The sequence below is a fragment of the Microbacterium sp. zg-YB36 genome, from assembly GCF_024623575.2.
Lineage (GTDB): Bacteria > Actinomycetota > Actinomycetes > Actinomycetales > Microbacteriaceae > Microbacterium.
In genome coordinates, this window is record NZ_JANJFD020000001.1 from 609,367 (window position 1) to 628,664 (window position 19,298).

Consider the following 19,298-nt stretch of genomic DNA (forward strand, 5'->3'; position numbering starts at 1 on the left):
CATGGTCTTCCTCGGATTCCACGCATCGCACGAACAGATCCCGCCCGGCCGGCTCCTGCGCGACGTCGAAGCGGCACAGGCCGCCGGTTTCGACGGCGCGATGTGCTCCGACCACGTCGCGCCCTGGGGCGTGCGGCAGGGCGAGTCGGGCTTCGCGCCCAGCTGGCTCGGCGCTGCCCTTGCTCGCACAGACTTCTCCATCGGCTTCGTCAATGCGCCCGGGCAGCGCTATCACCCCGTGCTCGCCGCCCAGGCATACGCGACGCTCGAGGAGATGTTCCCCGGGCGCTTCTGGGCGGCGCTCGGCAGCGGCGAGGCGATGAACGAGCACGTCACGGGCGACCCGTGGCCGCCGAAGCCCGAGCGCAACGCGCGGCTCGCCGAGACCGTCTCGGTCATCCGCCGGCTCCTGGCCGGCGAGGAGGTCGATCACGACGGCCTCGTCCGCGTGCACCGCGCGCGGCTGTGGTCGCTGCCCGACGAGCCGCCACCGCTTCTCGCCACCGCGATCAGCCCCGAGACCGCAGGCTGGGCGGCATCATGGGCGGAGGGCCTGGTGACCGCACTGCAGCCCCCCGAGGCGCTCGAGAAGGTGCTCACCTCATACGACTCCGCCGGCGGCACCGGCCCCCGCGCGCTGCAGGTGCATGTCAGCTGGGCTCCGACGGATGCCGAGGCCCTCTCGATCGCGCGCGATCAGTGGTCCCACGCGATGCTCAGCCCACCCACCATCTGGGACCTCGAGCAGCCCGAGGACTTCGACGCCGCCGCAGGCGACCCGAGCGACCAGCAGATGCGCGACGCGCTGCTCGTCTCGAGCGACCTCGACGAGCTTGCCGGGCGCATCGCCGAGCACGCACGGCTCGGCTTCGACCGCATCTACCTGCACCACGTCGGCCAGGACCAGGCACCGTTCCTGGCTGCGGCGCGCGACCGACTGCTGCCTCGACTGAAGGAACTGCTGTGAGGATCACCGACACGAGCGACCTGTGGTGGAAGTCCGCAGTCGTCTACTGCCTCGACGTCGAGACGTTCCTCGACTCCGACGGTGACGGCGTGGGCGATCTGCAGGGGCTCGCATCCCGCATCGATTACCTCGCCCAACTGGGCGTCACGTGCCTCTGGCTCATGCCGTTCTACCCGACGCCCGACCGCGACGACGGGTACGACGTCACCGATTTCTACGGCGTCGATCCGCGACTGGGCACGCACGGCGACCTCGTCGAGGTGATCCGCACCGCGCGTGACAGGGGAATGCGCGTGATCGTCGACCTCGTGGTGAACCACACCTCCGACCGGCATCCGTGGTTCCGTTCCGCGAAGCGCAGCACCTCGTCGCGCTACCGCGACTTCTATGTCTGGCGATCCGTTCCGCCCCCGAAAGGCCAGAAGAACCCGGTCTTCCCCGGCGAGGCCGACGGCATCTGGACGCGCGACGACGCGTCGGGCGAGTGGTACATGCACAGCTTCTATCCGCACCAGCCCGACCTGAACATCGCCAACCCGGCCGTGCGCGACGAGATCGCCAAGACCATCGGGTTCTGGCTGCAACTGGGGATCTCCGGGTTCCGGGTGGATGCGGTGCCGTTCCTGCTGGAAGTGCCCGAGGGTGCCGAGATGGCCAACCCGCACGACATGCTGCGCGACATCCGGCGCTTCCTGCAGCGGCGCTCAAGCGAAGCGGTGCTGCTGGGCGAGGTCAACCTCCCCTATGAGCAGCAGGCGGCGTACTTCGGCGCCGGCAACGACGGCCAGGAATTGACGATGCAGTTCGACTTCGCGGGCATGCAGGCGTTCTACCTGTCGCTCGTCCGGCAGGATCCGACGTCCCTCGCGGCGGCACTCTCGTCGCGCCCGAGCCTGCCGATCGAGGCACAGTGGGCGAACTTCCTGCGCAACCATGACGAGCTCACCCTCGACCAACTGACCGAGGAGGAGCGGCAGGAGGTGTTCGAGGCCTTCGCTCCCGACGAGGGTCAGCGCGTCTACGGGCGCGGCATTACACGGCGCCTGCCTCCGATGCTCGCGGGCGACCCCCGCCGCATCCGGATGGCATACAGCCTGCTGTTCACCCTGCCGGGCACGCCCGTGCTCTTCTACGGCGAGGAGATCGGCATGGGAGAAAACGCCGACCTCGACAAGCGCCACGCCGTGCGCACCCCCATGCAGTGGTCGGCGGAGCGCAACGGGGGGTTCTCGACTGCTCCACCTTCCCGCCTGACCGCGTTGCCGCCCGGCGACGGCTACGCCCCGGTGCACGTCAACGTTGCCGACCAGATCGAAGACCGCGAGTCGCTCCTGCACTTCTTCCGCGACCTGACCTCGCGCTACCGCATCTCCCCCGAGCTCGGGTGGGGCGAGTTCGAGGTCATCGATCACGACGCGCCGGGTGTGCTCGTCCACTCGCTGCGCGCGGATGTCGGCCGCACCGTCGCCGTGCACAACTTCACCGACGTCCCCGCGGCGCTCGCCTTCACCCTCGACGACGAGCCCGACGGCACGACCCTGGTCGACCTTCTCGACTCCGAGCGACTCCCGCTCGACGACCGCAGTGGGATCGAGATGACCCTCCCCGCCTACGGCTACCGGTGGCTGCGGGTGTCTCGCCCCGGGGACGGCCGGGTGACCTGACACACGTCGGCGACGGATGCCGCGGACTAGGCTCGGCGTGTGTTCGACGATGACCGCCTGAGGGCCATGGCCTATGAGCTGGCCGCCGTGCCCGGGGTCCGCGCCGTCGCGCTCGGAGGAAGTCGCGCACGCGGCACCCACCGCCCCGACTCCGACGTCGACCTGGGCCTGTACGTGACGGCGGACGTCGACCGCGACGGCATCGCTGCGGTCGCCCGCGACTGGATGGGCGCGCCGGTGACGGTCTCGCCGCGCGGCGGGTGGGGTCCCTGGGTCGACAGCGGAGCATGGCTGGTGGTCGACGGCATCCAGGTGGATCTGATCCTGCGCGATGTGGACCGCGTGGCCGAACAGTGCGCGCGTGCGGCACGCGGCGAGTACGCGTTCCATGCGCAGCCGGGGCACCCGCTCGGGTTTCTCGATATCGCGTACGCCGGCGAAGTTGCCACGTGCCAGCCCCTGAGCGATGAGGGCGGGTTGCTGGCGGCGTGGGCTGCGCGCCTCACCCCCTATCCCGCGCCGCTGCGCGACGCGCTGCTGCGCAACCTGTGGCAAGTGGACTTCCTGCTGGATGGTGCGACGAAGGGCGCCAGGCAGGCGGACGCCGGATACGTCGCGCTGTGCGCGTCGACGGCGGCGATGCTCCTCGCTCACGGGTGGCACGCGGCGGCCGGCGTGTGGGTGACCAACGAGAAGGGGCTGATCCCGAATGCCGCCCGCCTCGCGCTGGATTCGCGTGGGTTCAGCGCGCGAGCGGCATCCGTTCTCGGCGCGCTGGGATCAACGTCGGACGAGCTGCAGCGGTCCATTGCGGAACTCCGGGAGCTTCCCCGTCCTTGACAGGCAAGTATTTACTTGCCTACGGTGAGGCCTGTGCCAGACGTTTACAAGGCGATAGCCGACGAGACCAGGCGCGCACTGCTCGACGAGCTGCTGCAGCGCGACGAGCAGACACTGTTCGAACTCTGCTCGAAGCTCGCGATGAACCACGACCTGACGCCCTCGCGCCAAGCCGTCTCGCAGCATCTTGACGTGCTCGAGCAAGCGGGACTCGTGCGCACCGAGCGCCGCGGCCGCTACAAGTTCCACACGATCGACACATCACCGCTGTCGCAGATCTCCCAGCGATGGCCCCCGAGAAAGCAGGCGCAGTGATGAAACTGCAAACCGTGAGCATCTTCGTCGACGACCAACAGCGTGCTCTTGACTTCTACACCTCGCGACTCGGCTTCCACGTCGCCCACGACATCCCACTTGGGGAATATCGCTGGCTGACCGTGGTCGACCCGCACCAGCCCGACGGCACCCAGATCTCGCTCGAGCCGAAGGTGCACCCAGCCGTGGGGCCGTTCACCGATGCCCTCGTGGCCGACGGCATTCCGTTCTGCATCCTCGGCGTCGATGATGTGCAGGCGGAGTACGACCGGCTGACCGCCCTCGGCGAGACGTTCACCCAGCCACCCACCGCTATGGGGCCCGTGACCATCGCGGTGCTCGACGACACCTGTGGCAACCTTCTTCAGCTCGCGCAGCCCACAGGCACCGAGGCGAGGGCGTGACGCGCTAGCTGATCTGCCACCCCGCGGTTAGGACCGCAGCGTCTCCAGGATGCTCGCCACTCGTCGCGATCGGGTTTCGTCGGTCTTGGCGCTTTCCACGGCCTGGGCGTGTGCGCGCTGCTTGCTGTACGAGAGAGTCGACCACGCCTTCGTCGCCGGCTCATCCGACTCGAACGCCGCCGCCAGCGCCGCAGGGACATCGACGGTGCGCGGAGCATCGTCGACCTCAAGGGTCACCTCGACCTCGTCGCCTGCGCCCTTGCCCGTGGCGGCTCGGGTCTCGGAATTGAAGCCGATCAGGAGCTGACCTCCCATGGAGGAGATGGAGTTTCGGTACGAGTAGGCCCCGTCGATCGTGACGACGACGGGCACGCGTTTGCCCTGGCCGAAGCCGAGCACGATCTCCTCTGGGACGACGATGCCCACGTTGTTGCCGCCGGCGGCCCAGAGCGTGGTGTGGAAACTGACCACGGCTACTCCTTTCGTGGATACAAACAGAGACAGCCGACAACGGTGATCGGCTCGTCATTGAACGCCATTGAGCTCATGCTTCACGCCCCACCGCTACGAGGCAAGACTGCAGGACGATGAGCAGCGCGACCGGCCAAGGCGAACGCTTCCACTCGCCGTGCGCCGGTGTCACACTGACGGCGAAAGCGTGTGCGGGAGTGGGATCGCGGAGGTCACCATGAATCGTCGGACCGGTGCGATCATCGTCGCGCTTGTGTGCATCGCGACGCTCACGTCGTGTTCGGACTCGGTCAGCCAACCCTCGGCATCCTCTGCGCCGCCATCGGATTCGGACCTCGAGGCCCAGGGGCTCCGCATCGGGGCGATTCTCGCGCGCACGGGATCGTTCGCCGAGCTCGGAGCCGCGCAGATCGCCGGCGTCCAGGTGGCGATCGACGAGATCAACGCCGGCGGCGGGATTGCGGGTCTCGACGTCGAGGTCGCCGTCAAGGACGCGTCCGACGCCCAGAACCCCGACGTGGCGGCCTCCTCCGCACAGGCACTGATCGAGGACGGAGTTCCGGCAATCATCGGATCGTCCTCTTCCTCCGTGTCTCTGGAGATCATCGACGAGATCAGCGCGGCGGGCATCGTGATGGTGTCGCCGTCGGACACGTTCGCGGGGCTCTCGGGCTCCTCGGGTCTGTTCTTCCGAGTCGTGCCGCCTGACACGGTTCACGGCGATGTACTCGGGAATGTGGTCATCAGCGACGGCGCCAGCAACGTCGCCTTCATCGTCGCCCATGACCCGCACGCGATGGGTTTGCGTGACGCCGCCGCGGCGACCATCTACGACGCCGGCGGGCAGCTGGTGAGCGGCAACTCCGGGCAGGAGTTCGACGCGGGCACGACGACGTTCTCCGCCATCGTCGCCGACGCGCTCTCCAGCGGCCCAGAGGCCGTCGTGGTGCTCGCGTCCCCGGATCGGACGAGAGAGGTTCTCCTGGCCCTCGTGGCGGCGGGCCAGAACATGTCCAAGGTCTACCTCGCGGACAGCAATGTCGTGAATTACGGGGTGGGAGCGGAGGGCCTACCCGCCGGTGCGCTCACGGGCGCTCAGGGAACCCTCCCCGGACAGCCCCCGCCCGACGAATTCGCCGCGCGGATGTCGGCGGTCGACCCCGATCTGACGACAATCTCCTACGGCCCGGAAGCCTACGACGCGACGATGCTCATCTCCCTCGCGGCGCTCGAGGGTGACGGCGTGGATGCCGACACCATCCGGCAGCACCTGAGTTCCGTCTCAGGCGCGGCCGGCGGGACCGAGTGCAGCGGGTGGACGCAGTGCGCGCGCCTGATCGACGAGGGCGAACGCATCGCCTATCGCTCCGTTTCCGGCGCCGGGCCGTTCAACGCGGCGAACGATCCTTCGTCTGCGGTGATCGGGATCTACCAATACAACGCAGAGAACACGCCCGCCGGCCAACGCATCGAGGAAGTGGAGGCACCGCTGCCGTGACCTCGGCGCGCACCCGCCCGCCGATCGCCAGCTCATCGATAGCTGGGCCGAGACCATGACCGGCAGCATCCTGGATGCCGGATGCGGCCCTGGCCACTGGACATCGTCCGCATGGGGCTATCGTCGCCCGGCGCGCGATCGGAGCGCTGGAACCGCCTGCTAGCGTGCGTTCATGCAGGCAAAGGCTGTGACCATCGGTGTCCCCGTTCGTGACCTCGAACGAGCCGTCGACTGGTACCAGAACGCGTTTGAACTCGCGGAACCAGACCTGAGGCCTTTGGACGGGCTCGCGGAGTTCAACCTCGGCTCCTTCTGGCTGCAGTTGGCGTTCGCACCCGAGCTCGCCGGTGTCGACGGTATCTCGGCGAACATCAGCGTCGAGGACGCCAGAGGCGAGCATCGGCGCCTGAACGGGCTGGGCCTGGAGGTCTCACCCATCCAGCGGTTCGAGGGTGTCGTGGAGTTCTTCGAACTCACCGATCTCGACGGCAACAAGATCGGCTTCGTCACCGAGCTGAGCTAGGAGTACGCGCGGTGGACGTGCCAGTGGTCCTCGGCTCGATAGACGTCGAACACCCAGCTCTCCCCCGCCGGGTCGGTGGCCTGAAACCGCCAGCCGTACAACCCGCGAATCTCCTCCAGCGGCGCACTCCACACCGACTCTCGCAGCCGGGTCGGGGTGTCGCTCACGCGCCACCGCCGCCCGCCGTAGACCATCCGTGCTGGGACGTCGTTGACCATCCACAGGGTCGTTTCATGTTCGATCGACGTCTCTGCCATAGCGAACCAATACTAGAACAGAAGTTCGATGAGGACTAGCCTCTGCTCATTGCGAGATCGGCCTGTCTGCTGTGAGCAGAATCGCTTCGCCCGCTGCAGGCCCACGTTCTACGATCGGCCATGGTCGATTTCGCCTTGACCGCAGACGCGGAGAATGAACGCGCCCCGCTGGCCGCCCGCGCGCGACAGCCCGCAGCACCCGGGGCCCCTGTGGCGGCACGTGCTCGGTGATCGCCTGCGCGGTCTGCGACACGAAAGCGGCAAGTCGCTCGGCGAGGTCGCCCGTCGCGCCGGAGTCTCGCCCCAGTACCTCTCCGAGATCGAGCGAGGCCTCAAGGAGCCGTCGAGCGAGATGATCGCGGCGGTGATGCGCGCCCTGGGCATCACCCTGGTCGACCTCACACTCGACATCGCGGAGAGTCTCATCGCGGCGCAGCAATCAGTGCAACCGGTGTCGCTGCGGCAGTCCACGGTCGCACTGGCCGCCTGACTCTTCCGAGGAACGGATGCCGCGGCATCCACCCCTCAGCGTCACAGGTCAGGCGACCCCTGCGACAAAAGCGTGCCGAGTGGGAGCTCGAGCGCGACGCCATTGATCGTCGCGAAGGTGACGAGCCCGGCGAGTGCGGCGACGTTGATCACCACAGTGACCCAGAACGCGCGGCGGAACGAGCGTTTGCGGGTCTTGTGCCGGAACAGCTGCTGCGCGATGAGGGCGCCCGGCCAGCCGCAGAAGAGGCCGAGCGCGAGGAGCGTCTGCTCCGAGATCCGATGCCGGTCACCGCGGGCGGCGGCTTTGTCGATCCCGTATGCCGCGAAGGCGACGACGCTCAGGACGCCGTAAAGCGCCGGCATCCAGCAGGGAAGGTCGAGCACGGCAAGAGCGACTGCGAATACGAGCACGAACGCGCACAACACAGACCAGCTCAGCGCCGCCGGCAATGGTCGTGAGAGATCGCGGGGGCGATCTGTGGCGGGGCGCGATCGGTCGTATCGGGTGGTCACTCGCCGATCCTAGGCGTCGCCGCGGCATCCACCCCTCAGCGCTGCTCGATCACGTGATCGATGAGCCCATAGTCGCGTGCCGTCGCGGCGGTGAACACTCGGTCGTGCCCGATCGCGACCGCCGCGACTAAGAGAACTTCGTGCGGGCGGTGTTCACCGGACCGGGCGGGTCGCTCGCGCGGGTGCTGCAGCACGTGACGCGCCTCGACCGCGCGACCATGACCAGCGTGATGGTCGAGGCGCACGTGCCGGTCAGCGCGTTGCCACGGGATCTGACGCCGGAGCAGTGGGCCGCGCTGTGGACGGGGTTTCGAGGATGCTGAGGGCGCGACGCCTATGGAGCGCCGAAGCGATTGTTGCTCTGCCCGCCGACGATGCTGTCGCGAAAGAAGAACCAGACGATTGGTCCGAGCAGCGGAAGAACAGTGTGATCAGAATCCAGACCGCCTTCGCCGTCTGCGTCATAGCGGAACCCGTAATGCCGACGATGGCGAATACAAAGAGGGCGGCAGCGGCGGCGAGCAGCAAAACGACGATGAGCACCACGAGAATGTGAGGGGAGCTTTGACCCATTCCTGCACTATGTCGCAATCCCGGCTCAGCGGACAAGCGAATTCACACGTCGACTATCGCGCCGTACGGTGGCGGGAGTTGCCTGCGGGTGATCTTTTAACCGATCGCGACCCCGGCTCCATCAGCCGACACCAACTCCACCCTCGTTCCGCTCAAAGCCTCGAGTGGATCCAGTTCACGCCCCGCATCCCTGGGGTCAGGGGGCACACTCAGCGCGATGCGGTCTATAACCGGCCTGACGCCGAAGAGGCCCCAGCGGGATAGTTGGGACCTCTTCAGGTGTAGTGCTAGCTAAACGCTAGACACGCACAGTGAACTCGTGTCCGCACCTAGTGCACCGCGTCCGCCCCGCGGATAGATAGGTGAATGGCCCCATCGTATTGGGGCACTTGGGGCAGGGAACGTAGATCAGACCATTGACGCGACGCGTAACCATGATCTGACCTCAGTGCTTAGTCGGATCACTGAGGATGAACCCCATGCCAGGCTTCGGCGTGGGGGGAAGCGGTTCACCGCGCGTAACCGTTCGCTCGCTTCCCGTGCGACCCCCGCGAGGGCCGACGATCTCGTACTGACCGGACCGCGGCGCGCGGTCCCCCGGGCTGAAGGTGGTGGACTTTGCCATCACATTCCAATCCGAACGATCAACAGTTTCGACCAACGGGCACGTGAGCTAATGGGTAGTTCACCTGCCGTTACCGGTGCTAGAGTCTCTACGCGCCCCGCTTCTCACACATGGTGCGTTGACCCCGAACCGCTTCGGTCTTCCCCGAACTGTTCGGGGTCGTGTTCGTCCTTTCACGCACAATTTTAGTCGCCGTGAAACACGTTTCGGCGGTCTGGCAGCAAGGTAGTTACACCGCTGTAGTTTTCCTCAGCTCGTCTTTGCGGAATCCGTAGGTTACCGAACGGTCAATCCGTATGGCGGCCGACGTTCGGGCGCCGATTAAGCCGCATGATTCCGCGGTTGACTAGTGGGCAGCGGTGGATGCTGCGGGCCAATGCGCCGCCCGGCGTGACCTCAGACCATCTGCAAAGAATTACGAATTCTTGTGGATCAGGCGTCTTGCACTCTTCGCTCCGCGGCGAGAAGAGTTTGGGGCAATGGTCGTGCGACTAGATTCTCGCAGGCGACTTCTCGGAGTTATCCTGCGCGCGGTCCACACCGCGCGCAGTCGCAGCGCCCGCGCTCTTTGCTCGCGACGGGCTGCACCACGAAACGGCATCGAACGGACACGACCTGGATGCCCTTGCGGCGAGCGCGCATCCGTTCGTGGACGCCGGCTTCACCGACATCGTGATCGTGCAGATCGGCGATGAGTAGCAGGATCGTTTCGTCTCGGAGATCGCGAAACCGCTACTGGAGAAACTGCGCGCGCGCTGATCCCCATCTGGAGTGTCACAACAGCGCGTTGCGGCTGGTCGCCGTCGCCTCCAGCGGCACCCCGTCGGGGACGAACAGTGTCAGGATCGGTGGATGCCACACGGTCGCGACCGTGACGCGCGCGGAGACACCGTCGGGGGTCCCCGCCGACACCAGCGAGGCAGTACCGGCGGCACCAACGATGTCGGCGGCCTGGTCGTAGACTCCCGTATCGGTCAGATCCGCGGTCGGCTCCCCCGCCTCGACTGTGAGCGTGAACCCGTCCGCTCCGGCGAGCGCCGCGGCATCCGCCACCGACTCCAGACGCTTCTGCGCAAGGTACAGGCTCGTCGCGTCGACGCACACCAGGATCAGCACGATCGCCAGCAGCGCGTACCCGAGCGACAGCAGCAGGATGCTGCCCTCTTCGTCGTTCGGCCGGCGCGACCGGCGCGTCACTGTGAACCCCAGAATCGCGAGACCTTCTGCACGGACGCCGCCTCGACAGGGATGCTGGCGATGTGATCGAGCCCCAGCAACGGTGGCACGAGCGGCAGAGTCACGCGCGTCGCTACGGTGACATGCAACGTCGCCCCCGACGTCGGACACTCCGATCCCGCTGGCGTGCAGGTGATGGCGACCTCCACGGCATCCGGAGCCAAACCGTACTCGTCCACGACGGAGGCGAGGATGGCCTCGGTTCGCGCGGCGGCGGTCGCGGCATCCGGAGCCGTCGCCACGGCGCGGGCGATATGCCGGGCGCCTGATTCCGCGCCGAGCGTCTGCCCCTGTACGGCGCCGAGGGCGAGGATCAGGTAGACCAGCGGCACGAGCAGGATCACGCCCATGAGGATGAACTCCAGCGCGGCGGCGCCCTCGTCGCCGCGGGACAGGCGGTCACTCCAGGCTTTCAGCCGGGGCATGCGCACTCACCTCCAACGCGCGTGGGGCGCCGAGCAGACCGAGCAGCGGCAGGGTCGCCTTAACCGTCACCTGCACCGCGTCGTGCCCGAGGTGAGTCGTCTCCACCACCTCCACCGTCTCGGCGAACTGGCCGCCGACACTGCGGCGAATGATCGTGCGCGTGCGGTCGGCACCGTCGGCGAGGGTCGTGTCGGCGAGCGCGGCATGGAACGCGCCCTCCACCGCGGCATCGTGCACCACGTTGCGCACGTACACCGCGAGACCGAACTGCAGCACCGCCAGAGTGAGGACCGTCAGCAGTGCTCCCACGAGAACGAATTCGACCGGACTCGACCCCTGGTCGTCCTGCGCAGCTAAAGTCCGGAGACGCTCTGAATGGCTTGCTCGAACAAGCCGGCAAGCGCGGGACCGGCCACGGCCCAGATCACCACCACCAGCCCGGTCGTGTCAGAGGTAGCGTGTTGGATGTAAGGGAGGTGATGACACATGAACGCAGTGATCTACTGCCGAATTTCGCAGGACCGGACTGGGCAACAGGCGGGCGTCGAACGTCAGTTGAAGGATTGTCGACAGCTCGCCAAGAAGCTCGGGATGACCGTCGACCACGTCTACACAGACAACGACATCTCCGCGACGTCGGGGAAGACGCGTCCGCAGTTTGAAGCGATGCTTGCTGCACGTCCCGCTGCGATCATCTCGTGGCACCAGGACCGTCTGTTGCGCCTGACCGCCGATCTTGAGCGTGTGATTTCGCTCGACGTCCCCGTATATACCGTCACGGCAGGAACTCTCGATCTCACCACCCCTGCGGGGCGCGCTGTCGCCCGAACGGTTGCGGCGTGGTCCACATACGAGGGTGAGCAGAAAGCAGTCCGTCAGCGGGCGGCGAACCTGCAGCGGGCGGAGGCTGGTGCGTACCAGTTCAGCCGGCGCCCGTTCGGCTATGAGCGTCGGGACGGAAAGGTGCGCATCGTGGAGTCAGAAGCCGCGATCGTCCGTGAGGGCTACCGCCGCTACCTTGCCGGGGATTCGTATTACGCGATCGCTAACGATTGGAACGAGCGCGGGGTTCCGACGTTCACTGGCCCGTGGTCTATGGCTCGGGTGCGCGCGATGCTACGGAACGAGCGTTACGCCGGGATTGTCACCTACCGTGGCGAAGTGCTGGAGACCGCTGAGCGCGCGTGGGAGCCGATCATCGACCGAGACACATGGGACGCCTACGTGCGGATGCGTAGCCGCAGGAAGCGCGCCGGCGATTGGTCGACACAGACAAAGCACCTGCTATCCGGGATCATCTTCTGTGGCGTATGCGAGTGCCCGATGATGGCGCGCCCTGACCGAGGCCGCAAGGTGTACGCGTGCACGACGAACTGGTGCACGTCCCGTGGCGCGGCAGTGCTCGAAGCACTTGTGAGTGGGGTAGTCATCGCCCGCTTGCAAGATCCCGCAATCGTTTCACGGATCGCACAGACACCGGATCTGAAGCCGCTCGAGACCGAACTAGTGGCGTTGCGGCGTCGGCGTGATGATCTCGCCGCGCTGCTCGCTGAGGGCGTTCTGAGCCGTGACGCGGTAAAGGAGCAGGCTGGAGAACTCACCCGCAAGATTGCCGCACTGGAGGGCCGCGTGGAGGCTGTGCGTGCGGGTTCACCGTTGACGGATCTCGCGTTGGCTGCCCGGGTGCCTGACCGGTGGGCGGAACTAGCCATGCCGGTGCAACGTCAGGTCATTCAGATGCTGCTGCGCGTGAGCGTTCTGAAGGCCAGACCGGGGCAGAGATCCTTTGACCCGGAATCGGTGCGGATCGAGTGGCTGTCAGTGGCCACGTAGAGACTTGTCGGCGCCCGCCGATATGAAGAGCCCCCGACGAGCTGGAACCTCGACCGGGGGCGAGTCACCACAACCTAAGGAGTTGAAATGACCACCATCAACACTATCGAGAACACGATCCACCCGGAGATTCCGCGCGCCCCTTGGACGACGAACCGGTATTTCGATGACGACGACCGGGTGTTGATCGATGAGCATGCGTTCGATGAGGGGATCTTCCGCGTCGAGCTGCAGGTGTCGCACCGCTTTGAGGGTGGCGACGTCGACACCGGCGATGCACACGCTTTCATCCGCTGGGTTTCATCGTGGAGTGAGGGCGCGAGCAATACCGAATCGTTCGCTATCCGTGCCGCAGACCTCGACAACCTCCTGTCCGCGCTTGGCAAGGCGCGTGAGGCGCTTGCGCCCTAATCAGACCGGGGTGGTGCGCGCCGGCCAGCCCACCACCCCCCTACCTGGTGTAGCTCAGAGGACAGAGCGACGGGTCTTCTACCCCGATTGCCGCAGGTTCGATTCCTGCCACCAGGACGCATAAACCAAGTGAACGGAGACACGATGACGAAGGACCCAGGAGTCCGAGCGCGATTGCATGACGCACTCGAAAAGCGGGGGTATGAGCTGCCCACGGAGGACCGCAACAGCCCGCCGCTAGTCACCTGGTTTCACGCTGGATGCCGCAAGCGGGTCTTGCGGCTTTACCTCCGCCCGGAAGGATGGTTCCTTCTGAGTGAGGGGTTCTCGGAGCCGCTGGACGACTGGCTGAGCCGCGTGGGGATGTCCCGCGATGAGTACGACGGGATGGCCGTTATGGATGCGGGAAAGGTTGACGGCTTGCAGCGTCCCCTGCCCCTCGAGACTTCCGAGTGGCCTGCGGCGTTGTTCGAAATCGGGTGTTCTCGCCACAAGATCGGAAGGGTGCCCCTTTCCCTCCTTCGCACCGACGCAGAAAGAGCACGAACCACGCGCCGATCGGTCAAACGCCCCATCTCTGTCTGAACCGTGCTGTAACATAAACAACAAGTCGTAGAGCCGTAAGGCCAACCACTCCGTCGGGTTAGAGCGGAGATAGCCCCAAGAAGGGCTGGTTGGTGATGGCACCGACTGTTTTCCAGGCTCGATCCCAGAAGGCCGTAGCCGCTCGTCGCGGTGACGCAGCCGCACTGGTCGAAGCGAGCCGTAACCTCGCTGCTGCAAAGCTCGAGCAGTACATCGAGCGCGTCGTGGCGAACGCTCCGCCGCTCACTCCGGATCAGCGCGATCGTCTCGCGTCGATCCTCCGCGGGACCCCCTCAGGCGGTGGTGCCCTTTGAACGGGAAAAGCCGCCCGGAGGCGGCTCCCGTGAACTCTGCTGTGGCGGCGGGTTCGACTACTCCCAATGCTACCGTCACTCGGTTCCTCGCAGGTGAGATTCCCCCCAATGATCTGCCCTTTTCTATCTGGCAGGTCTGGTCGGACGGCTTCCGTGCCGGCTGTGAGCGGATGCAGCCCAGGGTCGACCGCGCGAATGCCGACGCGGACCACTGGTACACCGAAGCGCGCTACTCCCCCGCTGAACTCCGCGAGATGCGGCTCAAGGCGATGGATGACGGGTGGCGTGCGTACTGGGATGCCGGGATGCCCTCGGAGGTGTCCGCATGAGCGCAACGTTCACTGCCGACTGGCTGATGCGTCAAGAGTTTCCGCCCGTCAAGTACGTCGTCCCGGGCGTGATCCCGGAAGGCATGACGCTGCTTGTCGCGGCTCCGAAGATCGGCAAGTCATGGATGGTCCTGGGGTCGGCTATCGCTCTCAGTGAGGGTTCTGACGCGCTGGGATGCATCCCGGTTGGCGAGCCCCGCCCAGTGCTGTATCTGGCGCTTGAGGATGGTCCTCGGCGCTTGCAGGACCGGATGATGAAGCTCGGCGCGTTCGCTGCTTCCCCGCTGCTTGAGTTCCGCACAGCAATGGGTGAAGCGGCGGTGACGGAGACCATTGCGGCGTTCATGACGGCTCATGCCGGTGCCGACCCGGTGGTCATCCTGGACACGCTCGGCAAGGTGATGCCGCCGGCCGGAAACGCGTCCCAGTACGGACACGACTACCGGGTGCTGTCGATGCTCAAGGGCACCGCTGACGCCGTTCCCGGTTCGAGCCTCGTCATCGTCCACCACACGCGCAAGAGCGACGGAGGCGACTTCCTGGATGCTGTGAGCGGCACCCAGGGCATCGCTGGCGCCGCAGACACCGTGCTGGTTCTCAAGAGGGAACGGCACGAGCTGTCCGGGACGCTACAAGTGACTTCCCGAGATGCCGCCGAAGGTGAGTACGCGCTGTCGATGGTCGACGGCGCATGGACTCTCGACGGCGCTGACCTCACATCCGCTGCCCAATCGGCTCAGACGATGAAGCAGACGCAGGGCGTGGGCGATCGCATGGCGGATGTCATCGAGGCTGTGAGTCGACGTCCGGAAGGTGTCACCCCGAAGGATCTGCGCGCGCTCCTCCCGGACGTGTCCAACGTCGATGAGTACCTGCGTCGGGCTGTCACCGCTGGTCGCCTGGCGAAACTCACCCGGGGCCTCTATGCCCCCGTGAGTTTCGTTAGTTCTGTGAGTTCCCCCGCGCCGGAACCTACCGAAACTCACGCTTCTCACACTAATCACAGGGGGGTATTAGGGGTCGGGAACTGGCCGGACCCCGGGTGCTGCTCTCACGGGATCACCGTCGATGCGCGTTGCACCAAGTGCGGCGGGAAGGCGGTGGCGGCATGAGATCTCATCGCGTTTGGCTCGAGATCTGCAAGGGCTGTGAACCGTGGACCCGTGTGGTCGAACATCCCCTGACGCGCGAGCCGATCGTGCAAGCCATGCACGAGGAGCAGTGCCACGTCTGGCCGAAACAGCACCGCGTCGACACGAAGCGAGCCGAGTCATGAAGGGCGCGCAGCAGTGGGAATCGCTGGCGACCGCACTCGAGGGTACGAAGGCCGCTTGCGCCGACGACGAACGGTTCATCCGCGACCGCGAGGACATGCACGCCGACGACCTAGACCACATGCGTCGAATCTGCGACGGCTGCCCCCTATTCGCCCTCTGCGCCGCCTACGCGAACGCAGCGAAGCCGACCGGAGGGTTCTGGGCCGGGGACTACGGATCCCGCTCGTACAAGCGCACCACGAAGGAGACGACATGACAACCACAACCGCGCCGACACCGTTGCAGGCGCTTGCCGATATGGGGCTACGGCTCCCCGAGTGGGCCGCAGACAAAGAACCCACCGTGCGGGGTGGACGGCAGCGCTGGACATACACCACCCGCTACTTGGCGAACAACGGTCTCGTCAGCATCGCCCACCTCATAGCCACCGGCGAATGGAAGGTCAACATCGACTGCCTCTCGCACGGACTACTCATCTCAATCACCCGAAAGGAATCCCGATGACCACCAACGACGATGGACTGCTCGCCGCACTGAAGGAGGCGGTCGCACGCCCGCAACGACTCCCGGAAGAGGAACGCGAGGAACAGGAACGCCGGGACACGGGCAACCGAGAGCTGCTTGCTCAGCTCGAATCGGCAGTTGGTGGGCGAACGCTCGCCCTAAACGATGACGCAGGCCTTGCCCGTGTCCTCGGTATGCCGCTCGGACACAACACTCACTTCACGAACTAAGGACCAAACATGAATCTCACCGAAATGACCCGTATCGCCCACATCGACCGCATCGTCGCCGCCGGCGGCACTGTCACGAAGGAATATGACCGACTCACCGACCGGCTCGACCAGTTCGCGAACGTCGAGAATGACCTCCTGGAACGGCTGACTGAGGCTGTGATCACGGATGCACCTCTGTCCACGATCGCGGACCTGCGGGCGATGGCTGTAGCGCAGGAAGCCACGAACCTCGTTCACGCAGCGACCGTGCGAAACGCAGTGGAAGCCGTCGTGCACAAGGCAATGAGCGTCGAATACGCCAAGACAGCAGTCGCGAACTACAACACGTTCCGAGACGAATTCAACAAGCACGCTGACGCACTCACCGCGGCGCACAAGATCGTTCCAGCGACCGCAGACCCGGCAACGCTTGTTACCGCCGCCAACAAGGTGCGGCAGGCATGGGCAGACGGTCAGAACGCGACGCTCGCACTCACCGCGACCATGCCGCTACTGATTCTCGCAGCGGAACTCGCCGGCACCAGCATCACCAACCCCACGGCCCCCATCGGGCTTGTGGCAGACGTTAACGGGCTGCACCGACGTCGGGTGTGGGAGGCGTTCGAACAGGGCTGGACGGCGCTCGTGGAACTCGGCGCAACCCTCCGCGCTCCGGAGTTGCACGAGTACGAGGAGTACCGCGAACCGCTCCCGATCGAGATTCAGCACGAGCAGGTGGGCCGGGGAACCTGGCGCAACGTCGAGGTCGACCCCGAAGACGCCGGCGCCACCCTAACCGCTCGGGAGCGCATCATCCTCTGATCCCGGTCCCCCGGGCGGGCGCTAACCCCGCCCGCCCCCCACCTCTACCCGAAGGACACCCATGCAAAACAAGCACGTATTCGACATCATCGACGACGCCAACCGAGCGATCGGGCAAGGTCCATCGATCGATCGGCACGCACCGATGGATGAACTCGCTAAGCAGATCGCCGCCGCCACTGACAGCGAGCTAGAGCGCTTCCTCCCCCGCGAATGGTTGAGCTACCCCCACACAGTGGAATGGGCGCTGACCGTGTTCCGAGCAGCCGGTTACACGTGGAACGGACGGCGGATGCAGAACGCCCTCAGCGACACGATGACTGTGTACCGGGGCGGCTCCAAGAACGGAGTGTCTTGGACCTTCCACATCGAACTAGCCGAAGCGTTCCGGGAGATGCACGCCAACGGCACCCGAAGCACCATGTACCTGTACAGCGCCGAGGTCCCGAAGGAAGCGGTCCTCGCGACACTCACAACCCGCGGCCTCAGCGAACTCATCGTTGACCCGGGCCTCATCAACCCGACCCGGGTGCCCTGTGAGTTCTACAGCTGCACGGAGGATGCCCTCGAGGACGTCCGGTGCGAAGAACACCTCAAGCTGCGACCGTCCCCCCGCAACCTCAACCTGCGGATGCTCCGCGCGATACAACGAACCGGCGGCTGGTGCGTTGTGTGTGGCGGAGCGGGAGCAATCTACTTCACCCACCCCCCGCAGGATTGGCGACCCGGAACGTTCCGCAGCGTCCATCTCAAGTGCGTCAAGGACGATGAGCGCGACGACCTCCTGCACCTCGACCTCAGCAACACGACACCCGCAGACGCACCGATCATTCTCTCCCCGCTGTGAACCCACTCACGGGGAGGGGATGCACACCCCCTCCCTTCCCCGTGAAGGCACCCCCCTCGGCAAGGGCCCATATCCCTCCGACGTTTTTCCACATCCGCATCACTTAGGAAGTAGGAACACATGAGCCGTGGACTGGGCGCTGTGCAACGCCAACTTCTCGAGGAACTCAAGCGACTCGCCCCCGGCGCGGGCATCCTTCCCGGTGACGGTGGCGGAAACACGCGGCGCGCAGCCCTTTCCCTCGCTGACCGCGGGCTTGTGACTGTCCAGTACCAGCCGATCTACGGACGACGCCGGCTCGTCATCAGGCTCGTTCGGCGCCCACCAAGCGAAAGGTGACGCGCTCTGTGTGTGAAAGTCCCGCTAGCCGAGGGGAGTGAAAACAATGGCCTGGGAGGGGGTAGGTGCCCGGGGTCACGGGAGTCGTCAAATCGCGAGCACTCCTGGAGCGGTGCCGGCGCGTGACCTGATGCCTGAAACGTCGCAGCCGGAACATGGTGGTCGTCATGCGGACGAGCGTCCGGATCTGGGTATTGCGCGAAGTCGCTGCGCACACCATGTCTCGCTACGATTCGAGCATGCTAGTTGGCGTCTACGTTGACGGATTCAATCTTTATTATGGTGCCAGCCGTCAATTCGGCGCGATCTCCACCGGTTGGAAGTGGATAGATCTGCGCGCCCTGGCTGCGAACTACGTGACGCGCTGGCCAGGGGCCTCCGTGGGGCGCGTGGTCTACTGCACTGCCCGAGTGAATGACCCGGATGACGCCCCCCAGACGCAGCGCCAACAGCATTACCTTCGCGCGCTGGAGTTGAGCGGATCTGTTGATGTAGTTGAAGAGGGTTACTACAGCTCCTGGGCGAAGGAGTCCGTCATGACGATTGAGGGGCCCGGCACCAAAGACCCTCATGTTCTCCGTGACCCCCAGTCGCTGCAGTCTTGGACTCCTGGCGTTCGAGTGAGGCGAGCTTCGGCCGATGGCACACTCCTGGCCACGGTGCGCAAGCGGGAGGAGAAAGGCTCAGACGTCAACGTTGCCGCCCATCTCCTCAACGATGTGCTGACCGGCAGTGTCGGCGGTGCGATCGTTATCTCCAACGATTCTGATCTCGCTCTCCCCATCCGTTTCGCGCGAGATCACGTGCCGGTCGGTCTCATCAATCCCGGTACCAATTACCTGGCCGGAGCGCTCAAAGGACTGCCCGGTGACGGCGTTGGCGGGCACTGGTGGACACGGCTCCGTACCGCCGACGTGCTCGCATCGCAACTGCCGAATCCTGTGGCCAGAGTGCACAAGCCGTCTAGCTGGTGATTCGGGGCTCAGTTTGCTACGCTTGACAAACCAACCCGTCCCTCCTT

Annotated in this window: 26 protein-coding genes and 1 tRNA gene; 20 read left to right on the forward strand and 7 right to left on the reverse strand. The window is 65.6% G+C overall.

Annotated elements, in window-relative coordinates; all coding sequences use genetic code 11:
• Position 1: 1 nt before the first annotated feature.
• The 5 genes from NQ151_RS03025 to NQ151_RS03045 are packed head-to-tail and all read left to right on the forward strand — an operon-like array spanning position 2 to position 4,190.
• The gene (locus NQ151_RS03025) at positions 2–967 is read left to right on the forward strand and encodes a TIGR03885 family FMN-dependent LLM class oxidoreductase (protein ID WP_257526958.1); all 966 of its coding nucleotides are present in this window, start codon (positions 2–4) and stop codon (positions 965–967) included.
• Positions 964–2,631, forward strand: coding sequence for an alpha-amylase family protein (locus tag NQ151_RS03030; protein WP_257526959.1), 1,668 nt, complete (start codon positions 964–966; stop codon positions 2,629–2,631). Before NQ151_RS03025 ends, NQ151_RS03030 begins: the two co-directional genes overlap by 4 nt.
• Positions 2,632–2,670: 39 nt before the next feature.
• Positions 2,671–3,471 carry a nucleotidyltransferase domain-containing protein gene (locus NQ151_RS03035; protein WP_257508655.1) on the forward strand — a complete coding sequence of 267 codons (801 nt, stop codon included), beginning with the start codon at positions 2,671–2,673 and terminating at the stop codon, positions 3,469–3,471.
• 33 nt (positions 3,472–3,504) lie between these two features.
• Positions 3,505–3,786: an ArsR/SmtB family transcription factor gene (locus NQ151_RS03040; protein WP_257508654.1), complete on the forward strand. Its 282-nt coding sequence runs from the start codon at positions 3,505–3,507 to the stop codon at positions 3,784–3,786.
• Positions 3,786–4,190 (forward strand): VOC family protein, encoded by a 405-nt coding sequence (locus NQ151_RS03045; protein ID WP_257508653.1) that lies wholly within the window; start codon positions 3,786–3,788, stop codon positions 4,188–4,190. Before NQ151_RS03040 ends, NQ151_RS03045 begins: the two co-directional genes overlap by 1 nt.
• Positions 4,191–4,217: 27 nt before the next feature.
• On the opposite strand, the gene NQ151_RS03050 is transcribed toward NQ151_RS03045, so the two are convergent.
• Positions 4,218–4,661, reverse strand: a complete 444-nt coding sequence (locus NQ151_RS03050; RefSeq protein WP_257508652.1) for a YdeI/OmpD-associated family protein — start codon at positions 4,659–4,661, stop codon at positions 4,218–4,220.
• A 217-nt stretch (positions 4,662–4,878) separates the two neighbouring features.
• Between NQ151_RS03050 and NQ151_RS03055 the strand changes: the two genes are divergently transcribed.
• The gene (locus NQ151_RS03055; protein WP_257526960.1) at positions 4,879–6,159 is read left to right on the forward strand and encodes an ABC transporter substrate-binding protein; all 1,281 of its coding nucleotides are present in this window, start codon (positions 4,879–4,881) and stop codon (positions 6,157–6,159) included.
• 172 nt (positions 6,160–6,331) lie between these two features.
• Complete coding sequence (locus NQ151_RS03060; RefSeq protein ID WP_257508650.1) at positions 6,332–6,682, forward strand: VOC family protein; 351 nt, start codon at positions 6,332–6,334, stop codon at positions 6,680–6,682.
• Here NQ151_RS03060 and NQ151_RS03065 read toward each other — a convergent pair.
• Entirely contained in the window at positions 6,679–6,939 is a 261-nt protein-coding gene (locus NQ151_RS03065; RefSeq protein ID WP_257508649.1) for a hypothetical protein, read from the reverse strand. The genes NQ151_RS03060 and NQ151_RS03065 overlap by 4 nt on opposite strands.
• 154 nt (positions 6,940–7,093) lie before the next feature.
• Here NQ151_RS03065 and NQ151_RS03070 point away from each other — a divergent pair, with 154 nt between their 5' ends.
• Positions 7,094–7,429, forward strand: a complete 336-nt coding sequence (locus NQ151_RS03070; protein WP_257526961.1) for a helix-turn-helix domain-containing protein — start codon at positions 7,094–7,096, stop codon at positions 7,427–7,429.
• A gap of 41 nt (positions 7,430–7,470) precedes the next feature.
• On the opposite strand, the gene NQ151_RS03075 is transcribed toward NQ151_RS03070, so the two are convergent.
• Positions 7,471–7,815, reverse strand: a complete 345-nt coding sequence (locus tag NQ151_RS03075) for a DUF1294 domain-containing protein (protein ID WP_257526962.1) — start codon at positions 7,813–7,815, stop codon at positions 7,471–7,473.
• Between the two features lie 269 nt (positions 7,816–8,084).
• On the opposite strand from NQ151_RS03075, the gene NQ151_RS03080 reads away from it, so the two are divergent.
• A complete protein-coding gene (locus NQ151_RS03080; protein WP_257526963.1) occupies positions 8,085–8,267 on the forward strand; it encodes a hypothetical protein in 183 nt (60 codons plus the stop codon).
• A 695-nt stretch (positions 8,268–8,962) separates the two neighbouring features.
• On the opposite strand, the gene NQ151_RS03085 is transcribed toward NQ151_RS03080, so the two are convergent.
• The 4 genes from NQ151_RS03085 to NQ151_RS03100 all read right to left on the reverse strand — a co-directional run bounded on the left by NQ151_RS03085 (position 8,963) and on the right by NQ151_RS03100 (position 11,113).
• Complete coding sequence (locus tag NQ151_RS03085; protein WP_257526964.1) at positions 8,963–9,142, reverse strand: YjzC family protein; 180 nt, start codon at positions 9,140–9,142, stop codon at positions 8,963–8,965.
• A 774-nt stretch (positions 9,143–9,916) separates the two neighbouring features.
• Positions 9,917–10,339, reverse strand: coding sequence for a pilus assembly protein TadG-related protein (locus NQ151_RS03090; RefSeq protein ID WP_257508643.1), 423 nt, complete (start codon positions 10,337–10,339; stop codon positions 9,917–9,919).
• Entirely contained in the window at positions 10,336–10,803 is a 468-nt protein-coding gene (locus NQ151_RS03095) for a TadE family protein (RefSeq protein ID WP_257526965.1), read from the reverse strand. The genes NQ151_RS03090 and NQ151_RS03095 overlap by 4 nt, the downstream gene beginning before the upstream one ends.
• The gene (locus NQ151_RS03100) at positions 10,778–11,113 is read right to left on the reverse strand and encodes a TadE/TadG family type IV pilus assembly protein (RefSeq protein ID WP_502883551.1); all 336 of its coding nucleotides are present in this window, start codon (positions 11,111–11,113) and stop codon (positions 10,778–10,780) included. Before NQ151_RS03100 ends, NQ151_RS03095 begins: the two co-directional genes overlap by 26 nt.
• A 177-nt stretch (positions 11,114–11,290) precedes the next feature.
• On the opposite strand from NQ151_RS03100, the gene NQ151_RS03105 reads away from it, so the two are divergent.
• The 11 genes from NQ151_RS03105 to NQ151_RS03155 all read left to right on the forward strand — a co-directional run bounded on the left by NQ151_RS03105 (position 11,291) and on the right by NQ151_RS03155 (position 19,251).
• Positions 11,291–12,637 carry a recombinase family protein gene (locus NQ151_RS03105; protein ID WP_257526966.1) on the forward strand — a complete coding sequence of 449 codons (1,347 nt, stop codon included), beginning with the start codon at positions 11,291–11,293 and terminating at the stop codon, positions 12,635–12,637.
• A gap of 87 nt (positions 12,638–12,724) precedes the next feature.
• Complete coding sequence (locus NQ151_RS03110) at positions 12,725–13,048, forward strand: hypothetical protein (protein ID WP_257526967.1); 324 nt, start codon at positions 12,725–12,727, stop codon at positions 13,046–13,048.
• Between the two features lie 43 nt (positions 13,049–13,091).
• A tRNA-OTHER gene (locus NQ151_RS03115) sits at positions 13,092–13,165 on the forward strand.
• Positions 13,166–13,976: 811 nt separating this feature from the next.
• Positions 13,977–14,276, forward strand: coding sequence for a hypothetical protein (locus tag NQ151_RS03120; RefSeq protein ID WP_257526968.1), 300 nt, complete (start codon positions 13,977–13,979; stop codon positions 14,274–14,276).
• Positions 14,273–15,388, forward strand: coding sequence for an AAA family ATPase (locus NQ151_RS03125; protein WP_257526969.1), 1,116 nt, complete (start codon positions 14,273–14,275; stop codon positions 15,386–15,388). The genes NQ151_RS03120 and NQ151_RS03125 overlap by 4 nt, the downstream gene beginning before the upstream one ends.
• Positions 15,389–15,548: 160 nt before the next feature.
• Positions 15,549–15,809: a WhiB family transcriptional regulator gene (locus NQ151_RS03130; protein ID WP_257526970.1), complete on the forward strand. Its 261-nt coding sequence runs from the start codon at positions 15,549–15,551 to the stop codon at positions 15,807–15,809.
• Positions 15,806–16,057, forward strand: a complete 252-nt coding sequence (locus NQ151_RS03135) for a hypothetical protein (protein ID WP_257526971.1) — start codon at positions 15,806–15,808, stop codon at positions 16,055–16,057. Before NQ151_RS03130 ends, NQ151_RS03135 begins: the two co-directional genes overlap by 4 nt.
• Positions 16,054–16,287 (forward strand): hypothetical protein, encoded by a 234-nt coding sequence (locus NQ151_RS03140; RefSeq protein WP_257526973.1) that lies wholly within the window; start codon positions 16,054–16,056, stop codon positions 16,285–16,287. The genes NQ151_RS03135 and NQ151_RS03140 overlap by 4 nt, the downstream gene beginning before the upstream one ends.
• A 9-nt stretch (positions 16,288–16,296) precedes the next feature.
• Positions 16,297–17,091 carry a hypothetical protein gene (locus NQ151_RS03145; RefSeq protein ID WP_257526974.1) on the forward strand — a complete coding sequence of 265 codons (795 nt, stop codon included), beginning with the start codon at positions 16,297–16,299 and terminating at the stop codon, positions 17,089–17,091.
• Positions 17,092–17,236: 145 nt separating this feature from the next.
• Positions 17,237–17,938 carry a hypothetical protein gene (locus NQ151_RS03150; protein ID WP_257526975.1) on the forward strand — a complete coding sequence of 234 codons (702 nt, stop codon included), beginning with the start codon at positions 17,237–17,239 and terminating at the stop codon, positions 17,936–17,938.
• A gap of 494 nt (positions 17,939–18,432) precedes the next feature.
• Positions 18,433–19,251: an NYN domain-containing protein gene (locus NQ151_RS03155; RefSeq protein WP_257526976.1), complete on the forward strand. Its 819-nt coding sequence runs from the start codon at positions 18,433–18,435 to the stop codon at positions 19,249–19,251.
• Positions 19,252–19,298 lie beyond the last annotated feature (47 nt).